Origin of the sequence: Peteryoungia rhizophila, from assembly GCF_004912145.1 — a bacterium.
Classification (GTDB): domain Bacteria; phylum Pseudomonadota; class Alphaproteobacteria; order Rhizobiales; family Rhizobiaceae; genus Allorhizobium; species Allorhizobium rhizophilum.
Genome location: NZ_STGT01000002.1, coordinates 785,156 through 807,546 on the forward strand (window position 1 = coordinate 785,156; position 22,391 = coordinate 807,546).

At 61.2% G+C, this 22,391-nt stretch carries 22 protein-coding genes; 11 read left to right on the forward strand and 11 right to left on the reverse strand.

Features of this window, described 5'->3' with window-relative positions; all coding sequences use genetic code 11:
* Positions 1-144: 144 nt before the first annotated feature.
* The 7 genes from E9677_RS09645 (at position 145) to E9677_RS09675 (ending at position 7,923) form a co-directional block, all read left to right on the forward strand.
* Positions 145-582, forward strand: coding sequence for a pyridoxamine 5'-phosphate oxidase family protein (locus tag E9677_RS09645; RefSeq protein ID WP_136557871.1), 438 nt, complete (start codon positions 145-147; stop codon positions 580-582).
* A 224-nt stretch (positions 583-806) separates the two neighbouring features.
* The gene (locus E9677_RS09650; RefSeq protein WP_136557872.1) at positions 807-3,368 is read left to right on the forward strand and encodes a GcvT family protein; all 2,562 of its coding nucleotides are present in this window, start codon (positions 807-809) and stop codon (positions 3,366-3,368) included.
* Between the two features lie 119 nt (positions 3,369-3,487).
* Entirely contained in the window at positions 3,488-3,961 is a 474-nt protein-coding gene (locus E9677_RS09655; protein WP_136557873.1) for an HIRAN domain-containing protein, read from the forward strand.
* Positions 3,962-4,049: 88 nt separating this feature from the next.
* Positions 4,050-4,361: a type II toxin-antitoxin system RelE/ParE family toxin gene (locus E9677_RS09660; protein ID WP_136557874.1), complete on the forward strand. Its 312-nt coding sequence runs from the start codon at positions 4,050-4,052 to the stop codon at positions 4,359-4,361.
* Complete coding sequence (locus tag E9677_RS09665; protein WP_136557875.1) at positions 4,348-4,650, forward strand: addiction module antidote protein; 303 nt, start codon at positions 4,348-4,350, stop codon at positions 4,648-4,650. The genes E9677_RS09660 and E9677_RS09665 overlap by 14 nt, the downstream gene beginning before the upstream one ends.
* Positions 4,651-5,117: 467 nt before the next feature.
* Positions 5,118-5,372: a GlsB/YeaQ/YmgE family stress response membrane protein gene (locus E9677_RS09670; RefSeq protein ID WP_136557876.1), complete on the forward strand. Its 255-nt coding sequence runs from the start codon at positions 5,118-5,120 to the stop codon at positions 5,370-5,372.
* 1,096 nt (positions 5,373-6,468) lie between these two features.
* A complete protein-coding gene (locus E9677_RS09675; protein WP_136557877.1) occupies positions 6,469-7,923 on the forward strand; it encodes a coniferyl aldehyde dehydrogenase in 1,455 nt (484 codons plus the stop codon).
* Positions 7,924-7,939: 16 nt separating this feature from the next.
* Here E9677_RS09675 and E9677_RS09680 read toward each other — a convergent pair whose 3' ends face one another.
* From E9677_RS09680 to E9677_RS09690, 4 genes are all read right to left on the reverse strand, one after another.
* Complete coding sequence (locus E9677_RS09680; protein ID WP_136557878.1) at positions 7,940-9,307, reverse strand: putative bifunctional diguanylate cyclase/phosphodiesterase; 1,368 nt, start codon at positions 9,305-9,307, stop codon at positions 7,940-7,942.
* A gap of 276 nt (positions 9,308-9,583) precedes the next feature.
* A complete protein-coding gene (locus E9677_RS09685; protein ID WP_168801160.1) occupies positions 9,584-10,963 on the reverse strand; it encodes a putative bifunctional diguanylate cyclase/phosphodiesterase in 1,380 nt (459 codons plus the stop codon).
* Entirely contained in the window at positions 10,960-11,175 is a 216-nt protein-coding gene (locus E9677_RS25155) for a hypothetical protein (RefSeq protein ID WP_168801161.1), read from the reverse strand. Before E9677_RS25155 ends, E9677_RS09685 begins: the two co-directional genes overlap by 4 nt.
* Positions 11,176-11,201: 26 nt before the next feature.
* Complete coding sequence (locus E9677_RS09690; protein ID WP_136557880.1) at positions 11,202-12,305, reverse strand: saccharopine dehydrogenase family protein; 1,104 nt, start codon at positions 12,303-12,305, stop codon at positions 11,202-11,204.
* Positions 12,306-12,451: 146 nt separating this feature from the next.
* On the opposite strand from E9677_RS09690, the gene E9677_RS09695 reads away from it, so the two are divergent.
* Positions 12,452-12,883 (forward strand): Lrp/AsnC family transcriptional regulator, encoded by a 432-nt coding sequence (locus E9677_RS09695; RefSeq protein ID WP_136558138.1) that lies wholly within the window; start codon positions 12,452-12,454, stop codon positions 12,881-12,883.
* A gap of 3 nt (positions 12,884-12,886) precedes the next feature.
* Here E9677_RS09695 and E9677_RS09700 read toward each other — a convergent pair whose 3' ends face one another.
* Positions 12,887-14,230 (reverse strand): HD-GYP domain-containing protein, encoded by a 1,344-nt coding sequence (locus E9677_RS09700; protein ID WP_136557881.1) that lies wholly within the window; start codon positions 14,228-14,230, stop codon positions 12,887-12,889.
* Between the two features lie 196 nt (positions 14,231-14,426).
* On the opposite strand from E9677_RS09700, the gene E9677_RS09705 reads away from it, so the two are divergent.
* The gene (locus tag E9677_RS09705) at positions 14,427-15,011 is read left to right on the forward strand and encodes an ATP-dependent Clp protease proteolytic subunit (RefSeq protein WP_136557882.1); all 585 of its coding nucleotides are present in this window, start codon (positions 14,427-14,429) and stop codon (positions 15,009-15,011) included.
* Between the two features lie 74 nt (positions 15,012-15,085).
* Here E9677_RS09705 and E9677_RS09710 read toward each other — a convergent pair whose 3' ends face one another.
* The 3 genes from E9677_RS09710 to E9677_RS09720 form a co-directional block, all read right to left on the reverse strand.
* Complete coding sequence (locus E9677_RS09710; RefSeq protein WP_136557883.1) at positions 15,086-15,430, reverse strand: hypothetical protein; 345 nt, start codon at positions 15,428-15,430, stop codon at positions 15,086-15,088.
* Between the two features lie 82 nt (positions 15,431-15,512).
* On the reverse strand, positions 15,513-16,016 hold the full coding sequence (locus tag E9677_RS09715) for a hypothetical protein (protein WP_136557884.1): 504 nt from the start codon (positions 16,014-16,016) through the stop codon (positions 15,513-15,515).
* A 68-nt stretch (positions 16,017-16,084) separates the two neighbouring features.
* On the reverse strand, positions 16,085-16,408 hold the full coding sequence (locus E9677_RS09720) for a helix-turn-helix domain-containing protein (RefSeq protein WP_235882898.1): 324 nt from the start codon (positions 16,406-16,408) through the stop codon (positions 16,085-16,087).
* Positions 16,409-16,546: 138 nt separating this feature from the next.
* Between E9677_RS09720 and E9677_RS09725 the strand changes: the two genes are divergently transcribed.
* Positions 16,547-17,539, forward strand: coding sequence for a DUF4917 family protein (locus E9677_RS09725; protein ID WP_136557885.1), 993 nt, complete (start codon positions 16,547-16,549; stop codon positions 17,537-17,539).
* Between the two features lie 119 nt (positions 17,540-17,658).
* Here the strand turns inward: E9677_RS09725 and E9677_RS09730 are convergent, their stop codons facing one another.
* The 3 genes from E9677_RS09730 to E9677_RS09740 all read right to left on the reverse strand — a co-directional run bounded on the left by E9677_RS09730 (position 17,659) and on the right by E9677_RS09740 (position 20,881).
* Positions 17,659-18,231 (reverse strand): cysteine hydrolase family protein, encoded by a 573-nt coding sequence (locus E9677_RS09730; RefSeq protein WP_136557886.1) that lies wholly within the window; start codon positions 18,229-18,231, stop codon positions 17,659-17,661.
* A gap of 263 nt (positions 18,232-18,494) precedes the next feature.
* Complete coding sequence (locus tag E9677_RS09735; RefSeq protein ID WP_136557887.1) at positions 18,495-19,733, reverse strand: saccharopine dehydrogenase family protein; 1,239 nt, start codon at positions 19,731-19,733, stop codon at positions 18,495-18,497.
* 50 nt (positions 19,734-19,783) lie between these two features.
* On the reverse strand, positions 19,784-20,881 hold the full coding sequence (locus E9677_RS09740; RefSeq protein WP_136557888.1) for a carboxynorspermidine decarboxylase: 1,098 nt from the start codon (positions 20,879-20,881) through the stop codon (positions 19,784-19,786).
* A 302-nt stretch (positions 20,882-21,183) separates the two neighbouring features.
* On the opposite strand from E9677_RS09740, the gene E9677_RS09745 reads away from it, so the two are divergent.
* Positions 21,184-22,374: a GGDEF domain-containing protein gene (locus E9677_RS09745; RefSeq protein ID WP_136557889.1), complete on the forward strand. Its 1,191-nt coding sequence runs from the start codon at positions 21,184-21,186 to the stop codon at positions 22,372-22,374.
* Positions 22,375-22,391 lie beyond the last annotated feature (17 nt).

Consider the following 22,391-nt stretch of genomic DNA (forward strand, 5'->3'; position numbering starts at 1 on the left):
AGGCTGAAGATAGGCGGCAAGGTGGCGATCCACCGGCTAATCGACCTATCGGGGCCGCTTGCTGCATCGGCGCCCCGACCCGGCTTCCCGGAACAAATGTCACCGCTGGCGCTTGTCTCGGACACCCCTGACGGAGATCATTTCATGAGCCTTACATTGCCCGAACTCGCCAAGAAGATGCAGAAGATCGATTTCTGCATGATGCTGACGAAATCCGAATTCGGCGCCATCGCCAGCCGCCCGATGAGCAATAATGGCGAGGTCGATTACGACGGCGACAGCTATTTCTTCTCCTATACCGATACGCGCAAGGTCCGCGAACTGACCGCTGACCCGACCGTGTCGCTCAGCTTCACCGCGCCGCCGAGCCTGCTCGGCAAGCCCGGTATCTTCGTGTCGGTGGAGGGGCGCTCCAGCCTGATCGCCGACAAGGCGGTGTTCCAGGCGCATTGGACGTCCGGTCTCGATCGCTGGTTTCCAGAGGGAATCGACACGCCCGGTGTCGTTCTGATCAAGGTGCATGCCGACACCATCCAGTATTGGGACGGCGAGGATAACGGCGTGATCCGCGTCAACCCCTGAACCAGCCGGTTGTCGCATAAAGGGCGTCGGGCAAGACCGGCGCCCTTTCTCGTTCCGGCTGCGACATCCCTATAGGCCCTCCCGCCGCGATCGGGCCGATTGGAGCGTGGACAAGTGGTCGTGGGTCTCTTGCAGAATGTCGCAGACAGGCTGCAAATGCCCCGCCCGGGCTTTTAAGATCGGCGCCACATCATTCACTCCCAGACATCAGGGTTCACAAGGCTATGGCAGAGTTTCCGACCAAGGCGAAAGTCGTCATCATCGGTCTAGGCGGCATCGTCGGCGCGTCGATCGCGCATCATCTCATCGAGCGCGGCTGGGACGATATCGTCGGCATCGACAAGTCGGGCATTCCGACCGACATCGGCTCCACGGCGCACGCCTCGGACTTCTGCTACACCACGAGCCACGACTATCTCTCGGTCTGGACCACGCAGTATTCCATCGATTTCTTCGAGAAGATGGGCCACTACGCCCGCATCGGCGGTCTCGAAGTCGCCCGCACCGGCGACGACACCTGGATGGAAGAGATCAAGCGCAAGCTCTCCTCCGCCAAGGCCTTCGGCACCCGCGCCCATTACGTCTCGCCGGCCGAAATCAAGAAGCTCTTCCCGCTGATCGAGGAAGATCAGGTGATGGGCGGCATGTTCGATCCGGATGCCGGCCTCGTCATTCCGCGCTCCCAGACCGTTGCCGGCAAGCTCGTCGATGCCGCTGAAAAGTCCGGCAAGCTGCAGATGTTCGGCAATACGCCGGCCCAGTCACTGATCGTCGAGGGTGGCCGCATCAAGGGCGTCGTCACCCATCGCGGCACCATCATGGCCGACCACGTCGTCGTCTGCGCCGGCCTCTGGGGCCGCCTGATCGCCGAAATGGTCGGCGAAGACCTGCCCGTCATGCCGGTTGACCACCCGCTGACCTTCTTCGGCCCCTATAACGAGTTCGAAGGCACCGGCAAGGATATCGGCTATCCGCTTTTGCGCGACCAGGGCAACTCCGCCTACATGCGCGACACCGGCGACCCGAAGACGTCGGAAGGCGGCCAGATCGAATGGGGTTATTACGAGCAGCACAATCCGCGCATGTGCCATCCGCGCGAACTGCTCGAAAAACACGAGGCACGCCTCTCGCCCTCGCAGCGCGACCTTGAGATGGAGCAGATCCTCGAGCCGCTCGAGCGTGCCATGGAGCTCACCCCGATCCTCGGTGAACTCGGCTATAACGAGAGCCATTCCTTCAACGGCCTTCTCCAGGTTTCCGCCGCCGGCGGCCCGGCCTGCGGCGAAAGCCAGAAGGTGCGCGGCCTCTGGTATTGCGTCGCCATCTGGGTCAAGGACGGCCCCGGCTATGGCAAGCTGATCGCCGACTGGATGACCGATGGTCGCACCGAGATCGACCACAACTCGATCGACTACGCCCGCTTCTACCCGCACCAGCTGACCGAAGACTTCATCGCCGGCCGCTGCTTTGAGGCCGCCCAGAAGATCTACTTCCCCGCCGTTCACACCCGCGAACCCTATGCCAGCGCTCGCGGCGCCAAGCGTTCGCCGATGTATGAGCGCGAGGTCGAACTCGGCGGCCACTTCATGGAACTCGGTGGCTGGGAGCGTGCGCATGGCTATGCTGCCAACGAGCACCTCCTCGAAAAGTATGGCGATCGCGTGCCGGTCCGCGCCAATGAATGGGACAACCGCCACTTCTGGCGCGTCTCGAATGCCGAACATCTGGCGATGAGCGAGGATTGCGGCATCGTCAATCTCAGCCACTTCCACATGGTCGACATCGAAGGCCCTGACCATGTCGAGCTGCTCGAATGGCTCTGCGCTGCCAAGATCGGTGGCGACGCCAATATCGGCAAGGGCATCTACACCCACTTCCTCGACGACGAGGGCATGGTGCGCGCCGACTTCACCGTCTTCCGCCTTGCCGACCGCTGCCGGCTGGTCAATGGCGCCGATGCCGGCCCGCGCGACTTCCATTACATGAAGCGCGTGGCCCAGGATCGCGGCCTCGATGTCACCATCACCGACGTTTCGGAAAAGTTCATCACCATCGGCATCTGGGGCCCGAATGCCCGCGAGAACCTGAAGAAGGTTGTTGCCGACCCCGCCGGTCTCGATGTCGAGAATTTCCCCTTTGCCGCAATCAAGCCCATCGAAATCGCCAGCAAAAACGTCACCGCCTTCCGCATTTCCTATGTCGGCGAGCAGGGCTGGGAACTGCACATGAAATACGAAGACGGCCTCACTGTGTGGGACGCCCTTCGTGCAACGGGTGTCATGGCCTTCGGCGTCGAGACCTATGCGAACTCCCGCCGCATGGAAAAGAGCCTGCGCCTGCAGAACGGCGATCTTCTGACCCAGTACAACCTGATCGAAGCCGATCTGGCGCGCCCGAAGGTCAAGGAAGCCGATTTCCGCGGCAAGGCCAAACATCTCGAATACAAGGCCCGTGACAAGCAGCCGGCCATGCTCTGCACGCTCGTGATGACCGACAATGTCGACAAGTCGGGTGTCGCCCGCTACCCCGTCGGCTCCATGCCGGTCATGGACCCCGCGACCGGCGAGGTGCTGATCGACACCCTTGGCCGGCGGTCCTACACGACGTCGGTGGCTTACGGCCCGACGATCGGCAAGAATATCGCGCTGGCCTATCTGCCGGCGGAGTATTGCGAGGTGGGGCGGAAGCTTGAGGTCGAGTATTTTGCCGAGACTTATCCGGTCGAGGTTGCGGCGGTGGGGTATAAGCCGCTGTATGATCCGGAGAATTTGAAGCCGCGCAGCTGAGGCAGGGCGGTTTACGCAGAGAAATATAGACCCGTCGGTCGAAAGGCCGGCGGGTTTTTTGGTGCACAAGCCGGCTGCGTGTGACGGCTTGAAGTTTCAGCCGCAATCTGGACATTCTAATGTTGGTTGTGTTTACTCCCCATGTGGGGAGGGGATTTGCAATGGGGTTGCTATCGTTTCTGTTTGGTTCACCGAAGAAGTTGACGCCTCAGAACTTCGTCATTTGGAAGGATGGCTCCTTCCCGATGGAGGTTGTTGGAGAGAGTAACTACCAAGACGCCTTGCACAAGATTTGCGGAGGCTTCAGCCGCCAAGGCCACGATAAAGTGGTTCAGGCATGCCTGGAAATGGAGCCAACAAATCCGCACGACGCCAACGCCGTCCGAATCACCATCTCCGGCCTAACAGTTGGATACCTGCCACGCGCTCAAGCCGAAAGGGTATCGTCGTTCATGCGTTCCAATGGATTCAATCCTTTGGTCTGCAACGCTCTGATCAATGGGGGATGGAGAACTAATCAGCACGATAGCGGATTTTTCGGTGTTCGACTGGGTGTCGCCAACCGAGGAGCAATTGAGGTCCGGCAGCGGTAATGGCCGACAACAGTTGGTGAGCATCTACGCTTGCAACGTCCAAGCATCTTCATTGAGATTGCAATTTTGTATTCCATAGGATACATTTATGGATATCCGCAGACATCCGATGTTCGATCGTTGGATGCGTGCCCTTCGAGACGGGCGTGCTGTCACGAAGATCCTGCTCAGGATCGAACGGATCAGGGATGGCAATTTTGGCGACCACAAAAGTGTGGGAGCCGGAGTGCAGGAACTACGGATCGACTATGGTCCTGGCTACAGAGTCTATTATGCGCAACGTGGTTCACTGGTCGTGATCCTTCTCTGCGGTGGCGACAAGAGCAGCCAGGCACGCGACATCGAAACGGCGAAGAGGCTGGCAACGGAATTGAAGGATTGGCCCAATGACCTCCATTAAGGACATGCCCCGCTTCGATGCGGCCGACTATCTCGACACCCCGGAAGCCCGCGCCGATTACATGGCCGCAGCGCTGGAAGAGGGCGATGCTGTCGAAATCCGCCGGGCGCTCAATACCGTCGCGCGTTCGCTCGGCATGACAGCTGTCGCCGAAGAGGCGGGGCTCGGGCGCGAAAGCCTGTACAAGGCGCTCAGTGACACCGGCAATCCGGAATTCGTCACCGTGCTCAAGCTGATGAAGGCCATGGGCCTCAAGCTTTCGGCGCTGCCGATCGAGGAGAAGGAATAGGCGGCCCACTTCCCCCCTTGCGGGGGAGGACGGAAAATCGAAGGCTTAGGCGCGCGCAAGCCGCCTAAACTTCAGATTTTCCTGGAGAGGGGCACGGTTCGGTTGGCGAAAGCCCCACCGAGCCCCTCTCTTGCGAAATCTGAGGTTTGGCCCTGATCGGGCCAATTCCTCGATTTCGCTTTCTCCCCCGCAAGGGGGGAGATAGGTCCCTGTTTGCGGCCTCAGCCCCTCATCCCCCCTTCGGGGCACCTTCTCCCCGCAGGCGGGGAGAAGGCCACGACGGCCACCGCTTGCGCCTCCCTCTCCCCGCCCGCGGGGAGAGGGTAGAGTGAGGGGCGAGAACCGAGAATTCGGGGTAGCGACGGGCTCCCGCTTCTCCCAAGCGCATAAAAGAGGGCCGTCCGGCATGGAACATTTATTGACAGAATCCATTGTTCCATCAGTCTAACGATGATGGAGAAAAGACTATGGATCTGAACGGCGTAGGTATACTCGGCGCAATCTTGATCGGCGGCCTCGCAGGCTGGCTGGCGGAGCGGTTCATGCGTAGCAATATGGGGCTGGTCATGAACATTCTGCTGGGTATCGTGGGCGCCATCGCCCTGAATTTCATCCTGGCCGCTGTGTTCAACGTGGCCTTCGGCGGGGCAATCGCCTATCTGATCATCGGCTTTATCGGCGCCTGCATGCTGATCGCCGTCGGCAGAATGGTCCGACGCTAACCGTTAGAAACCCCTCAATTTCAATAGAGCGAGGGGGATGAACTCAGGACATTTCCCAACGGAATCAATGTTGGGCATGTTTTTTCATCCCCCGCCTTTTCCAGCCCTCTATTCTAATCCCCGTCCCGCCCTTGGATACACCTGACGATGCGATGTCAGGCGAGGCGGGGCCGGCGCCGGGATGGAGGGTTGTCGCAGACCTGAAACCCCGGCCCGCTGCAACGGTCTCCCTCCGGACGAGGGGCTGGACGAAGGTTTTTGGGGTCGGATGCCCCGAAGACTGGATACCCCGATCGGAAGGACGTGCCTCAGAGGCACACAGACAAGGCGCCCACGCCGTCGCGAACACGCCAGACGGCGGGGCGGATAAAACGGCGGGAATGCGCGCCGGGCCGCAAATGGCCAGACGATCATCCCCCGGGCGAGGGTCCCGGTCGGTTGGTGCACCATCCGGCGGGAACCTCCCGGGCCACCGGCCAGGCTTGAGCGTCACTCTCGTGGTGATGTCAAAGCCGGACCCGCGCCCGGTCATCCCTGGAACGCAAGTTCCAAGGACCGTCGCCGCCTTGCCAGAGAGACGCATGCAGCGGGACAAAAACGCCGAACGAGGCGCCGGAAGGAGCCACATATACTACTTAGACAGGTTGCTTCTGGCGCCTCGTCCGATCCTCGGGTTTAAACCGAGGAAAGTTTCAGCCCATCCGGAGGGAGCAATCCCGACCGGCGGCGAAGCATGGGGTTTTGACCGTTTTGATAGCAGCGACCGCCAGAAGGGTCGATGCCGGTGACGCCACGGGAGATGCTCGGGACAAGCCCGAGGATGACGGACGCTGTTGGGACGGGGGTAATCCTCCGCCGAGCTCCTCTGCAGCATGCCTTAGGAGCATGCCGAACCCCACTTCGGGTCGTCATCCTCGGGCTTGTCCCGAGGATCTACCGTGGCCAGAAGAGGGAAAGACGATGACGGATGGAAGGCGGTGCCACGCCGGTTTCGCAGGGAGGGATATGTCCCCAATCAAAAACAATTTGTTCTCCCTTGAACAAACCACAGTAAACTGCCCACATTGGATGAGAAGATAAACGCGAGGAAACGGCCATGGACGGACAGGTTGCACCAAGGACGGACGAGACGGCAACCGGCGTCGCGGAGTCCGAAGCGCGTATCACCGCCCTGCTCGCCGCGCAAAAGGCGGGCTGGGCGACTGACGTCACTCCCAGCCACGCTACCCGCGACGACCGGCTCGCGCGGCTCGATCGCATGGTCGAAGCCTGGCACGAGCGCTTCATCACCGCCATCTCGGAGGATTTCGGCAATCGGCCGGCCGTGGTCACCACGCTCACCGACATCGTGCCGGTGCGCGCTGCCATCCGCCATGCCAGGCGACAGCTGAGAGCCTGGATGCGGCCGCGCCGCGTGTCGCTCGCCTGGACCGGCAAGCCGGCCTCGGCGCAGATCCTGCGTCAGCCGCTTGGCGTGGTCGGCATCGTCGGGCCCTGGAACTATCCGCTCAACCTGGTGCTCTCGCCGCTGATCGGGGCGCTTGCGGCCGGCAATCGGGCGATGCTCAAACCCTCCGAATTGACGCCCGCCTTTTCGCAAGCGCTGGCTCTGGCTGTGGCGGAGACCTTCGCCGAGGATGAGGTCGCCGTCGTCACAGGCGGCCCCGATGTTGCAACTGCCTTTACCGCCGCGCCCTTCGATCACCTTGTTTTCACCGGCTCGACCGCCGTCGGCCGCAAGGTGGTGGAAGCCGCCGCAAAGAACCTCACGCCTGTAACCCTCGAGCTCGGCGGCAAGTCGCCTGTCATCCTCGACCCCTCCGTGGATTTCGACAAGGCGGTGCCGCGCCTCGTCTGGGGCAAGCTGCTGAATTCCGGCCAGACCTGTGTCGCGCCCGATTATGCGCTGGTGCCGCTTGGCCGGGTCGCCGATTTTCTCTCCGCGGTGAAGGCGGAAGTGGAGCGGCAATATCCCGGTCTGCCCGCCAATGCCGACTACACCTCGATCATCAGCGCCAGGCATTTTGCGCGGCTGACCCAGCTCGTCGAGGAGGCGCGCGACAGGGGCGCCGAAGTCGTCGAGCTCGGCGGAGCCCATGATGCGGAAGGCCGCGTGTTTGCGCCGGTCGCGGTGATCGGGGCGCCCGAGGATACCGGTGTGATGGCCGAGGAGATCTTCGGGCCGATCCTGGCGGTCGTTGCCTATGACACGCTGGACGAGGCTATCGCCTATATCAACCGACGTGACCGGCCGCTGGCGCTCTACTGGTTCGGCGAGGACAAGGCGGCCGAGACGCGCGTGCTGACAGGCACGATCGCGGGCGGTGTGACGATCAATGACACACTCCTGCATCTGGCCCAGGACGATCTGCCATTCGGCGGCGTCGGCGCGTCCGGCTACGGCGCCTATCACGGCGAGGCGGGTTTCCTGACGTTCAGCAAGGAAAAGCCGGTGCTGAAACAGTCGGCGATCTCTGGGGTGAAGTTCCTCTACCCGCCCTATGGGCGTGTGGCGAGCTTCATGCTGAAGCTGCTCGGGCGGTTGGGCTGAAGGGAGGCGCGGCCGCTCAGCCTGTAGCGATACGGGCGGAACGGAGGTTCACCGCGGCAGCCGGCAGCCTGGGGGGCGCGGAGAGTGCGGCCTCGAAGTCGGCGAGGGGCATCGGTCGGCCGAAGAGCCAGCCCTGGAAGACCTCACAGCCGACCTCATGCAGAAAGGCGTGTTGCGCCGGCGTTTCCACGCCTTCGGCGACGGTGCGCAGGCCGAGATCCTGGGCGAGCGCACGGATCGAGCGGACGAGTGCGGCGTCGCGATCGCTTTCGGTGATATTGGCGACGAAGCTGCGGTCGATCTTCAGCTCCACCACGGGCAGGCTGCGCAGATAGGCGAGCGAGGAAAAGCCGGTGCCGAAGTCATCCAGCGAGAAGCGGATGCCAAGTGCCGTGAGTTCCGCCATCTTCTTCGCGACGGGCTCCAGCCCGGCGATCAAGACGCTTTCGGTGAGCTCCAGCTGAAGGCGGCTCGGATCGATGGCATGGCGGGCGAGAAGCTCCCGCACGGTGGCGCAGAAATCGCTCTCGTTGAATTGGCTGGCACTGACATTGACCGACAGGGAGAGGCCGGCGGTCTGCGGGTCCGCCTGCCAGCGGGCAAGCGTCGTGAGCGCCTCTTGGAGCACGAAACCGCCCAGGATCGGCATCAGGCCGACCTCTTCGGCGGCTGGAATGAAGGTCGCCGGCGAGATCGCGCCCTTCGTCGGATGAGACCAGCGCAGCAGGGCTTCGGCCGCGATGATCTTGCCCTCGCGATCGACCTGAGGCTGGTAGGCGAGCGTCAACTCACCGCGCCGCATGGCCCGGACGAGGTCACGCGCCATGCCGCTCGGGGCCGCGAGGCGTTTCTGGAGAATGTAGATCGTCGAGCAGAAGACGAGCGCGGCAATGGCCGGGTTCATCCAGATGCCGATGGCGCGCAGTTCCGGCGGTATGGGCTCGGCGAAGGGCAGCCTCAGATCAGCCGCATGCAGCACGACGAAGGAGAAGAGGCTGGCTCCCATGATGGCGAGCTGTAGCCGTGAAGGGCGGCGCAGGTGGTTGAGGTAGCCCAACATGCCGAGCACCGGCAGGAAGAGATGCGTTACGCGCGGCGAACCGGGCTCGGGTACGTCGAACATCACGGAGAATCCGATGATGAAGGCGAGGAAGGAGATCTGCACGACCAGATTGACCAGACCGAACTTGCCTTGGCTGACCAGCACGAAGCAGACCAGCGCGATGGTGACTGGGAAGCTTTCGGCGATCGCGACGGCCTTCAGGCCATTCACGGCAAAGATGACGGTCCAGATCGCCGAGAACAGCGCGACCGCAAGCGTTGCAGCCTGATAGGCGCGGATGACCCTTTTGGTCTGTTGCTCGTCGCTGCCCTTGCCGATCATACCCCGCCCGTCAGCACTCAGTCGTGCCTTGGTGAGAACCCTTCACGCCCAAGTGGAAAGGTCCAATCAGCATATCCTAACATCTCGATCGGAAAGAAACAGTGTGCAGCGATGCTTAAAGCGCCGTTAGGCATGCCGCCTCAGATCACGCTTGCGTTGGCTCCAAAACGATCAATGACATACTCCTGCATCTCGCCCAGGGCGCGATCTGCCTTTCGGCGGCGTGGATGCTGAAGTTGCTCGGGCGGAACGGCTAAGAAAGATGGTCGCTGTCGGTCAGCCGGCGGCGAGGCGGGGTGACGGGCGCTGCTGCGGTGCCGTTGCGTGCGGTTGTAGCTGTGGCTGTGGGGCGACGACCGCGAGCTCGAAATCGGCAAGTGGCATCGGCCGACCGAAGAGATAACCCTGGAAGACCCGGCAGCCGGTTGCTTCGAGGAAGGAGAGTTGGGCCAGGGTTTCGACGCCTTCGGCCACGGTTTCGAGGCCAAGATCGGTGGCAATCGCCCGGATCGAGCGGACGAGGGCGGCGTCACGATCGTTTTCGGCGATGGCGGCGACGAAACTGCGGTCGATCTTGAGCTCGCTCACCGGGAGGCGGCGCAGATAGGCGAGCGAGGAGAAGCCGGTGCCGAAATCGTCGAGCGAGAAGGTGAGGCCAAGTTGCTTCAAGGCTGCCATCTTTCTCGCGACGGGCTCTAGGCCGGCGATCAGGACGCTTTCGGTGAGCTCCAGCCGCAGCCGGGTTGGATCGATGCGGCGGCGGTCGAGGAGGTCGCGCAACATCGCTTCGAAATCGCTTTCGTTGAATTGGCTGGCGCTGACATTGACCGAGAGCCTCAGCGAACTGAGCTTCGGATCGGCCTGCCAGCGGGCGAGCGTTTCGAGCGCCCGTTCGAGAACGAAGGTGCCGACGATCGGCATCAAGCCCATCTCCTCGGCGGCGGGAATGAAGGTGCCGGGGGAGACCGGCCCGCGGGTCGGGTGGTTCCATCGCAGCAATGCTTCCGCACCGAGGATCTGGCCGTGCCGATCGGTCTGGGGCTGGTAGGCGAGGCTGAGTTCGCCATGCCGAACCGCTGCCACCAGGTCGCGAGCGATGCCGCGCGGGACGGACAGTCGCTGCTGCAGGGCGTAGATCGTGCCGCAGAACATCAGGGCTGCGATGGTCGGATTGAGCCAGATGGCGAGCTGATGCAGGTTTGGCGGGATCGGCTGAGCGAAAGGCAGCCGGAGGTCGGCCCCATGCAGGACGACGAAGGCGACAAAGCTGGCGGAGATGACCGACAGCTGCAGCCGGGAGGGGCGGCGCAGGTGGTTGATATAGGCGAGCATGCCGAGCACCGGCAGGAAGAGATGGGTGAAGCGGGGCGCGCCATTCTGCGGCACATCGAACATCAGGCTGAAGCCGATGATGTAGACGAGGAAACTGACCTGCGCGACAAGCAGAAAGAGATCGAAGTGTCTGCGGGTGACGAGAGCAAAGCAGACCAGCGCGGTCAAGACGGGGCAGAACTCGGCCAAGGCCATGAGGGGAAAGCCATTGACGAGGAAGAGCACGGTCCAGAAAAGCGCGAGGACAGCCACGGCAAGCGATACGCCCTGATAGACGCGGATCACCCGAACGACCTTGTGCTCCGCGCTGCTCTTTCCGATCATATCCGCCCAATCATGCCCAAAGGCTCTGGATCGACCGCCCATGCGCGCCAGCGCAATACCGGCAGGAGGTCAAAATTCAGGGCTACGTAGCTTGGCCTGCTAAAGAAACCATGTATCTCGATGTTCAAATTGTTCGGACCGATGGTGACGCAGTGAAGGGCACAAAAAGGGCGGCCGCGGCTGTTGCCGTCGACCGCCCTGATCCGGACCATCAGGTCCTTCCTCCCCCGGAGAGCTTTCAGCCTGCCTTGGCGACCTTGATGACATCGGGATCATAGACCCGGCCGAAACGGTTTTCCAGGAAGGCGGGCAGGCCGATTTCCTCCTGGCGCACGAAACCGGCCTGCGGCAGCGTACCGTCGGCGAGCAGGTCGAGAACCGTGCAGATGCCAGCGGCCGTGGTGATCTGGATGGCGCTCATCTTCTTTCCCGCGACCACGCCGGCATAGACCTTGTTGGCATAGGTTTCCTGCATGTATCGGCCGTCCTTCCAGCCGCAGACGGTGACGAAGATCACGACGACGTCCTGCATGGTGGCAGGCAGGGCGTTTTCGAACAGGTCCTTCAGCACGTCCCGACGGTTCTTCAGGTTGAAGTCGTTCAGAAGCGCCTTGATGATTGCCTGGTGACCGGGATAGCGGATGGTGCGGTAGTTCATCGTGCGCACCCGACCGTCCAGAGTCTTGGCCAAAGTGCCGAGGCCGCCCGAGGTGTTGAAGGCCTCATAGGTGACGCCGTCGAGGGAGAATTCCTCGCGCTCTTCCATGGCCGGAACGACGGTCAGCTTGCCCTCGACGATTGCCTCACAGGGCTCGATGTATTCGTTGATCAAGCCGTCGGTCGACCAGGTGAGATTGTAGTTCAGCGCATTCGACGGGTACTGCGGCAGGGCGCCAACGCGCATGCGCACCGAGTCCAGCGTGTCGAAATGCTTGGTGAGATCATGCGCCACGATCGAGATGAAGCCGGGGGCGAGGCCGCATTGCGGGATGAAGGCGGAACGGGCGCCACGGGCGAGCTCTTCCACCTTGCGGGTGGTCGCGACGTCCTCGGTCAGGTCGAGGTAATGCGTCGCGGTGCGGGCTGCACTTTCGGCAATCGCGCCGGTCAGATGAAAGGGCGCCGCCGAGAGCACGGCGAACTGGCCGGAGAGGGCTGTGTCGAGGGCGGCAGCATCTGTGATATCGAGTTCCAGCGTCTTGACCGCCGGATGGGCGTCGAGCTTGGCCAGTTGCTCGGCGCTGCGGTCTGCGACGGTGACGGCGTAGTTGCCGGTCTCGGCCAGCATGCGGGCAATCGCGCCGCCGATCTTGCCGGCTCCGATGATCGTGACGTTGTTCATGACTTTGCCCCTCGGTCTTGGTGTGCGCCTCAAGGCGCGATTGCATCAGGTCATGGCAGTCTGCGGATAGGACACGCCGATTCCAAGTGACGGATTGATCGAACTGCCGTATGATTATCGTCTATTTCACGGAGCTAGCCGGCGATATGCAGGTCTCGGACAAGGACAGGGCGCTTCTAGCGCTGCTTTCGGAAAATGCCCGGATGTCGGTGGCGGAGCTTGCCCGGCGGCTCGACCTGTCGCGCTCGACGGTGCAGGCGCGGCTGGAGCGGCTGGAGGCGCAAGGGGTGATCGCAGGCTATGCGCTGCGACTTTCCGACGCCTATCAGAGCGGGCTGATCCGGGCGCATGTGATGATCACGATCGCGCCCAAGGCATTGTCCCAGGTGACGGCGGAGCTGAATGCCATCCGCGAGGTGACGGCGCTCTACTCCGTGAACGGGCCCTATGACCTGATTGCTATCGTCGCTGCACCATCGATCTCGGAACTCGACCGGATAATCGACCGGATCGGGGAATTGTCGGGGGTCGAGCGCACGCTGTCGTCGATCATTCTGTCGACTCGGATTTCGCGGTAACGATTACGCCGCCTTCAGTTCCGCCCGTGCGAGCGCCCGCTCCAGCGCTGCGATGCAGGTTTCGTCGTGGTGGCGGCTAGCCCCTTCCCAGAGGATGGAAAGCGCCTTTTCGACCGGCATGGCAGCGCGGTATGGGCGGTCGGCGGTGAGCGCATCGAAGACGTCTGCTGTGGCGACGATGCGGGTCTCGAAGGAGATTTCGTCGCCCTTCAACCCGCGCGGATAGCCGGAGCCATCGAGCTTTTCGTGATGCGCACCACCGATCAGCGCAAGATCGGAAAAGGCTTCGATGCGCGAGAGGATCTTCTCGGAGAATTCGGCATGGCGCTTCATCTGCTCCCATTCCTCGCCTTCGAGCCGGCCGGGCTTGTCGAGCACGCTGTTGGAGACGCCGAGCTTGCCGATGTCATGCAGGAGGGCTGCGCGTTTGAGGCGGCGGCGCTCGGGGAGCGGCATGGCGAGTTCTTCGGCGATGAGATCGGTGAACAGGGCGACGCGGTCGCTGTGGCCCGACGTATAGGGGCTCTTGGCATCGATGACGCGGGCGAAACCGGCGGCGATATCGTCGAGATAATCCTCGTCGGCCATGACGGCCTGGCGGCCGGGCTCCATGGCGAGCACATAGGCTTCGAGATTGTCCGAACCGAGTTCGGCGAAGAAGACGGGCGTGGCGAGCGTCTCAAAAATGGCGACGAGTGCGGGATCGAACCAGCCGCCGGCGCGCTTGCGCACTTCGGTCAGGGCCGCTTCGCCGCCTTCATGGACGAAGAAGACGTCGATCACCTGGGCCATCAGCGCGATGCGGGCGAAGAGATGGATTTCCGCACCTTTCAATCCCTGCGGCTGGCCACCACCGTCGACATGTTCGTCAAGATCGAGAATGCCGCGGGCGACTTCTTCGGAAAAGCGCATCTGTCGCGCGATTTCGGCGCCGCGCTGGCAGCGGGTCTGGATGAGGCTGGTGGAGATCTCGCCGCCGTTCTTGAAGATGTTGAGAATGCCGCGGAAGCGCTCGGCAAGCCCCGCTTCCATGCCGGTATGGGACAGCACGAATTTGAGGATCTGCGGGAAGGAGCCGTCGACCAGCTTGAAGTCGTGTTTGAACTTGAGGTCGTCGGCCAGATAGAGCTCGCAGATGCGGGCGGCATTGGACGAGCAGCCGAGATCCTTCAGAAGCAGCGTATAGTAGAGATCGCGCAGCGCCTCTTCGCCGAGGCCGAGCGCCTTGCCGATGCGCGTGCCGATGAAGCAGCAGCGGACGCAATGGCCGGCGGGCTGTCCCTCGGTCATGTCGAGCGCGTGGCTGAGCGCCTCGATCAGTTCGGCAAGCCGGATGGTCTCGGTCATGGCGTCTCCTTCGTCGGAGAGCCTAGCAACCGTATATTAAGAACGCGTGTTGAACGGGCGCGTCAAACTCTCCACGTCGAACCTCGTATCAACCTCCTGTTCATCGCTTCCGTGCTTGTCTTTTTCCCGCATTGTCTTAAGCCTGCAGACGCACTATGTGCGGATGAGCCAAACGCAAGAAGGACTATCCCCTGTGATGAACGAAGACGAAGACGACAAGAGCAAGGAACTGCCGATCGGCAAGGAAACGGAAGCGAACCTCTTCAAGTCGCGTTCGATCTTCATCTATGGCGGGATCACCATGGAGCTGGCGCAGAAGGTCTGCACCCAGCTCGTTGCGCTCGCTGCCGCATCGGATGAAGACATTCGCGTGTTCGTCTGCTCGCCGGGCGGCCATGTCGAAGCCGGTGACGCGATCCACGACATGATCAAGTTCATCAAGCCGAAGGTCTGGATCATCGCGACCGGCTGGGCGGCATCTGCCGGCTCGCTGATCTTCGTCGCGGTTCCGAAGGAACGTCGTCTGGCCCTGCCGAACACCCGTTTCCTGATGCACCAGCCGTCCGGCGGCACGCGCGGAATGGCCTCCGACATCGAGATCCAGGCCCGCGAAATCATCAAGATGAACGAGCGCCTGATCCGGATCTACGCCAAGGCCACCGGCCAGACGGAAGAGAAGATCGCGAAAGACATCGACCGCGACTACTGGCTCTCGGCTGCAGACGCCGTCACCTATGGCCTGGTCGGCAAGATCATCGAAAGCCATGCCGATATCGGCTGAGGCTCTTTCCAGAGATCATGAAAAAAGCCGCCGGAGCGATCCGGCGGCTTTTTTCGTCATGGTTATGGGCGCGATCAGATCAGCGGGCAGCCGCGGCGATTTGCGAAACGCAGCTGTTCCGGGCCACCGCGGCGGGTGAAGCCGCGAACCGTGATGCTGCGATCCGTGACGCGGACCACTTCGGCGCGGCGCAGGCCTTCCTGAGCGGCCGCACGCTCTGCTTCGCGCGGGCTGCAGCCACGGTCGCGCCGGTCGCGGCGGTCACGATCACGGTCGCGGATGACCGGGCGGATGCCATCCGGGCCGACGCGCAGTTCGATGCCTTGCGCCGAGGCGGGGGCGGCAAAGGGGGCGGCGAGCGGAAGGCCGGCAAGGGCGAGCGTGGTGATAAGCGCGGCGCGCAGGAATTTTGCGGACATGATGGGTCTCTCTACGTTGTCGTGCCGGAGAAAGCCCCGCCGACGATAAAAGTTCCCTCATCTCAGGCAGATGCAGCCGATTTCACCGCCACTCGTGGAGTTTTCCGCTCATCAGCGGCCTAGATGTCACCAGCGGCAGGGTGTCGCCCGAACGCTCTGCATAGGCCATCGCATCCGTCTCGTCGTTGAAGCCGATGAAGATCATCGACAGCGATTTTGCCTTCGGCGCGCCCTTCTTGCGGTAGGAGAATTTGACCGCGCAATGGGGATAGGTTTCGTCGAGCACCGTGCCCTCGGGCAGGGCATCGGAAAGCGCCAGATGGGCGCCGAGGCCGAGGAAGCGATCTATCGCGGCAAAGGCGGTCGCTTCCGGCAACTGCTTGTTTTCCGTCGCCTTCGGTGCGCGGCCCCAAAACAGGCTGTCGACCACGCCCTTGGCCCGCTTCGACTTCACCACCACGAGACCGCCAGCCGCGACGAGCTCCAGATGGGCGTCCCAGGTCTGGAAGAGGTCGGGGGTGTGGTGGAGTTCGGCGAGGAGGGGGCGGAGGGCGGCGGTGAGGTCGGTGGTGAGGGCTGGGGGCATCGAGGTCTCGGGGTGTCTGGGGTGGTTGGTGGCGGCCTCGTAGCATGGTGGGGGCGGAGTGGATATGCTCAGTTCGGTTCGGGTGTCAGATCGACACGGCTTTCCTTGCCGTCAGGCGTCTTCAACACGAGTTCGACGCCGCCGCCGATGGAGCGCATGTAGCGCACGACGGAGGAGAGGAGGACGTCATCGGCGCGTTCGATCTTTGAGATGGTGTTCTGCGTCATGCCGGCCCGGGCTGCGACCTCCTGCTGGGTGGCCTGCATGGCCTTGCGGACATCGGCCAGTGCCTTGCCCAGCCGCCGCTCGTTGCGCTTGGCGTCGAGGCGTGCGCGCACATCGTCGGGCAGTTCGGCGCGCAGTGTTTTCCAGTCAGTGTCGATTGAGCCCACCTACAAATGCGCTTGGTACGGCTGAGCGTTTTCGAAAATCGTCTTTGGGTGTTTTTTATTTGGTGGCAACTTCTGTTTGTGCAACCTTAATGATTGGGCTCTAGTTGCTTGAATGTCGCATGAAATAGGAGAACGAGAGTGACCGATTTCGCCAACTTCGCGGATGCTTTGGCAGCCGCGCCGGGCCAAAAGAATCTGCTTGTTGGGAATGGGCTAAGTATCGCGTTTGCCGAGACTTTTCGATATGCGCAGCTATTTGACGCTGCGGATTTTTCTCGAAGAGATCCGCATGTTGCAGACGTCTTCAATCGCCTCAAAACCCATGACTTCGAGACCGTAGCTGCTGCCCTTCAGGTTGCGGCCGAGATATCTCAGAGTTATGGCGCGACTGATGCTGCTGAGCATATGAAGAAAAGTGTTGTAGGACTCAAAGATGCATTGATCGAAGCTGTTAATTTAACCCATCCAGCAGATCGAAATTGTCTCTCCGCAGAACAATGCAGCAATTTCTGTGATTTTGTAGCTCCGTTTTTAGAGTCCTCCGGTAAGCTTTTCTCTTTAAATTACGATGCATTGATATACTGGGCTCTTTTACGTAGAGTTGATCCTCGCTTCAGGTTTGCTGATGGATTCTCTGCAAGTACTTTGAATCAGCGGAAATTTGAGGGTGATCGTTGCCCTTTGGACGTAAATGTCCTTTTTCCTCATGGTGCGTTGTTTATTTTTGAGAGAAACGGCGACGCTTACAAGCCTAAGGCTACGAGGCCGTTGCTTGAGATAATTACGGACCAGATGGAGGAGGGTGATTTTCCTCTGTTCGTCAGTGAAGGGTCGTGCGAGCAAAAGCTTGAAGCAATACGTAAGAGTTTTTACCTAAATTACTGCCTGGAAATGGTGGATAGACAAAAAGAGAACTTCTTCGTTTATGGCCATTCACTTGAATTAAAAAGTGATGGACACATCCTTGTGAAGATAGCATCCAACAAGAATGTAAAGCGTCTTTTTGCTTCTTTTTACGATCATAAAGATGACGCTCTCGGAAAATTGCATTTGTTAAGAGATGCCGCTGAACGAGAGGCCAATGAACTTGAACTGCATGTATATCCAGCGAAATCCGTTGCTTGCTGGTGACGTAGGGCTATCTTGACAGATCGACCCCGCCAAACTTCTCTGGCGGGGTCCGCATTACCTAAGTCTTTCACGCGCTACCTGCCCTCTCAGAACCATCCGGCCCAATTGCAGTCCTTGTCCTAAACGTGCGCAGGACATCGGTCTTGCCACACCATCTCCACCACATCCTCTATCCCCACAACCCGCGCAATCTTCCCATCCAGATAGCGCAGCGTTATCAGTGCGTGCTCGTCATCATAAGAGCCGATGCATTCCCTGGGCAGCAGCACCCGGTAGTCGCGTTGATAGGCGTCGATGGCGGCGGTTCGTATGCAGGCATGGGTGTTGATGCCGCAGATGACGAGATGATCGATGGTGCGCGCCTGCAGGTATTGGTCCAGCGTGGTGCCGAAGAAGGCGCTATAGCGCTTCTTGATGATGGTCTCGTCATTCTCTGAGACTTCCAACTCGGGATGCAGTTGTGCTCCCTCGGTGCCTTCGATGACGCTTGCGACGTTCTTGTCCCGCATTTCCAGAAAAGCGTCGCTCAGATCGGCGCGGAATTCCTGACGTATCCAGACAATCGGCAGAGCCTCTCCGCGGAAGGCGCGGGTCAGGCGGTTTGTGCTGGCGACTAGGGACGTCACGACGCTGGTCTCCAGCGATGCGAGAAAGTCGTTCTGGAGGTCGATGATCAGGAGACAGGGTTTCATGTCGCTGATCGTTATGGGCTTGGCACGACAGGTATGTGACGGAGTGGGTTGTCAAGTATGCCGTCTTGCTCGGCCTTGTGCCGAGCATCTGCCGTAGCGTCCGCACTCTCGACCGTGCTGCCTGCCGCTGGCGGCAGTAGATCCTCGGGACTTCGCCAGAGGATGACGATCGTCGTGACTGGTGGCCAAAGAAAAACCCCGCCAGATCGCTCCGGCGGGGTCAGCATTCCCTCAATCCTCAATCCTCAAGCGCTACCGCGCTCTCAGAACTCCACGGCCCGGTCGCCATCCTCGTCCTGGATGCGCGTCGGCAAACCGATCTTGTTGAGCAGATTGATAAACGGCTTGGGCGGCAGTTCTTCGACGTTGGCCATCTTCTTCACGTCCCATTCGCCCGTGGCGACGAGCATGGCGGCTGCGACCGGGGGGACGCCGGCGGTGTAGGAGATGCCCTGGCTGCCCACTTCGTTATAGGCTTCCTTGTGGTCGGCGACGTTATAGATGAAGACGGTCTTTTCCTTGCCGTCCTTGAACCCCTTCACGTAGTCGCCGATGCAGGTCTTGCCTTCGTATTCCGGGGCAAGCGACGACGGGTCGGGCAGGCAGGCCTTGACGACCTTCAGCGGCACGACTTCTGAACCGTCAGCGAGCTTGACCGGCTGTTCGGAGAGGAGGCCGATCGACTTCAGGACGGTGAAGACGTTGATGTAGTGATCGCCAAAGCCCATCCAGAAGCGGACGTCTGCGCCGTCCATGTTCTTCGCCAGCGAATGGACTTCGTCATGGCCGCAGAGATAGGCGCGGCGGGTGCCGACGACGGGCAGGTCGTAGTCCTTGCCGATCTCGAACATCTTGTTGACCTGCCATTCGCCGCCCTGCCAGGAATAGACGACGCCGGTGAACTCGCGGAAGTTGATTTCCGGGTCGAAGTTGGTGGCGAAATACTTGCCGTGGCTGCCGGCATTGATGTCGACGATGTCGACATCGGTTACCTTGTCGAGATATTCATCCTTGGCGAGACGCGCATAGGCGTTGACCACGCCTGGATCGAAGCCGGCGCCGAGGATGGCGGTGATGCCTTTTTCAGCGCATTCTTCCGCACGCTTCCACTCGTAGTTTCCGTACCACGGCGGGGTCTCGCAGATCTTGTTCGGCTCTTCATGGATCGCGGTGTCGATATAGGCGACGCCGGTGTCCATGCAGGCCCGCAGCACCGACATGTTGAGGAAGGCAGTGCCGACATTGATGACGATTTGCGCGCCAAGCTTGGTGATGAGCGCCTTGGTGGCTTCGATGTCGAGGGCGTCGAGCGCATGGGCTTCGAGAACGCCTTCCTGCTTCATCGCCTTCTTTTCGTGAACCGAAGCGATGATGGCGTCGCACTTCGCCTTGGTGCGCGAAGCGATGTGGATGTCGCCGAGCACGTCGTTGTTCTGCGCGCACTTGTGGGCAACCACCTGCGCGACGCCGCCGGCGCCGATGATGAGCACGTTCTTCTTCATAATGGGACCACTCCTTGCGTCCAATCGTCAGAACCTGGGCTTGAAGGATTTCAAGACAGGCTTTGTTCGTAGTCCGTGTAGTCGAACTCACGGACCGTCCTGAGGCTGCCATCCAGTTCGCGGATGGCGATTGCCGGCATTTGCACGCCGTTAAACCAGTTTTTCTTGACCATCGTGTAGCCGGCGGTGTCCTGCAGCGAGATGCGGTCGCCGATGTTCAATTCCTGTTCGAAGTTGAACTCGCCGAAGATATCGCCAGCAAGGCAGGACTTGCCGCAGACCTGGTACCGGTGCGGTCCCTGGTTGGGGTGGACCTTTGCGCTTTCCCGGTAGATCAGGAGATCGAGGAGATGCGCTTCGATGGACGAATCCACCACGACAAGATCCTTGCCGTTGTAAAGCTTGTCGAGCACGGTGACTTCGAGCGTGGTCGACTTGGTGATCGAGGCTTCGCCGGGCTCCAGAAAGACCTGGACGCCGAACTCGCCGGAGAAGCGCTTGAGGCGCTCAGCGAACTTCTCCAGCGGATAGTCTTCGCCGGTGAAATGAATGCCGCCGCCGAGAGAGACCCATTCGGCCTTCTTCAGCAGCGGGCCGAATTTCTGTTCGATGTCACCCAGCATCGTGTCGAAAAGGTCGAAATCTCCGTTTTCGCAGTTGTTGTGGATCATGAAGCCGGAGATCAGGTCCATCACCGGCTCGACCTTTTTCAGATCCCATTCGCCGAGCCGCGAGAAGGGGCGGGCGGGGTCTGCGAGATCGAAGCTCGAGGAGGAGACGCCGGGGTTGAGGCGGAGGCCGCGGATGATGCCGGAGGACTGGCTCTCGAAGCGCGTCAGCTGGCCGATCGAGTTGAAGATGATCTTGTCGGCATGGGAGACGACCTCGTCGATCTCGTAATCGGCATAGGCCACCGAATAGGCGTGGGTCTCCTTGCCGAAACGCTCGTGGCCGAGGCGGACTTCGTTAAGCGACGACGAGGTCGTGCCGTCCATGTAGTCGCGCATGAAATCGAAGACCGACCAGGTGGCGAAACATTTCAGCGCCAGAAGCGCCTTTGCGCCGGAGAGTTCGCGCAATCTGGCGATCTTCTCCATGTTCTGGAGCAGCTTCGATTTGTCGATCAGATAGTAGGGAGTCTGGATCAAGGCCATATCCTTCGTGAACCCAGCCATATCAGGCGGAAGTGAACGGGACGTCCCCGAATGCATCGGAGGGGGGTCCATAGGCAAAAGGGGGCGAAAAGGCAAGCGGAAGCTCAGGGTTTCGCCATGACAGGCTCAGTCGCCGATTTTCATGAAGGGCCGATGACGGTGCCAGTCAATGGCGGCCGTTCCCACCGCTTTGCAAGAGCATCGCGGCAGCCATGCGTGAGGCGCCGGGCTTTCTTCAGGAAGCGGCAATGTCTCGGGGGATACTGAGGGTTGAAACACTCATGACGTGACGGCTGATGCATCTCGACCTCGCAACCATTCTCATTCTCCATCCACTGTCGCTGGTGGTCGGTGCGATCTGCTTTCTCTATGTGCGCTTCCGCTCGCGCCGCAGCCGTGGGCTCGGCAAGATGGCCGTCGCCTTCCTGGTGCTTGCGGCTGGCTCGCTGCTCGCCGGTGCCGGCGCGCAGGGTGTCATAGACTACGAGACATGGACATTCTGGAGCTTCGTCAGCGGACCGATCTCCTATGCTCTCTTCTGGGTGGGCCTGATCAACCTGATGGAGGAACGCCCGGCCGGCCGGGGCTGGTTCGTGCTGGTGCTGCCCGTCTTTCTGGCACTCTGGGCACTCGTCACGCGCTTTCATCTCGACAATGCCGAGCGCTCGACCGTCTTCCTCTCCGTTATGGGTATCTTTGCCCTCGCCAGCGCCTGGCTCGTCGTGCGGGACAGGCAGCGGGAGGCGCTGCAGACGCGTTGGGGTCTTGCAGGCGCGCTGGCCTTCAAGGCGCTCATCGCCTTTGCCACCTTCCTTGCGATCTCGCAGCCGGAGTTTTTCCCGGTCACACCACCAACGACCTTCATGGTGCTCATCCTCTGCCAATTCGCGATCGCGATGTTCGTTCTGATCCTGGTGCAGGAGCGGGCCGAGCAGCGGCTGATTGCGCTCACCGAGACCGACAGTCTGACCGGCATCCGCAATCGCCACTGGATGATGGACCGGTTGCCGCGCCTGGCGCTGGCCGGGAGTGCGCTCGTCATCATCGACATCGACCATTTCAAGCAGATCAACGACCGCTTCGGTCATGCGGCCGGAGATCAGGTGCTGATCGCGGTGGCCCAGACGATGGCGGCTACGTTGGGAGAGGATGCTATCTTCGCGCGCATGGGCGGGGAGGAGTTCGGCCTCTATCTGCCAGCCTCGACTGAGGCCGCAGCGCTCGCCAAGGCGGAGGTGCTGCGTCTGGCCGTGGAGGGCCTCCGGATTGCCCATGAGGGCGATGTTCTGGCCGTGACGCTCAGCGCCGGCGTCTCCCTCACGCCAGATGCACGTTCGATGTCGCGTCTCGTGGCACGGGCGGACGAGGCGCTCTATGCGGCAAAGGGCGGCGGCCGCAACCGCATCGCCTTCCTCGGCTTCGGTAATGAAGAGGCTGCGGCCGAAGCCATCGCGAGCAAGGCGCGGGCTCAATCCAGCCACGTATGATCCTTGCTGCTGGACGG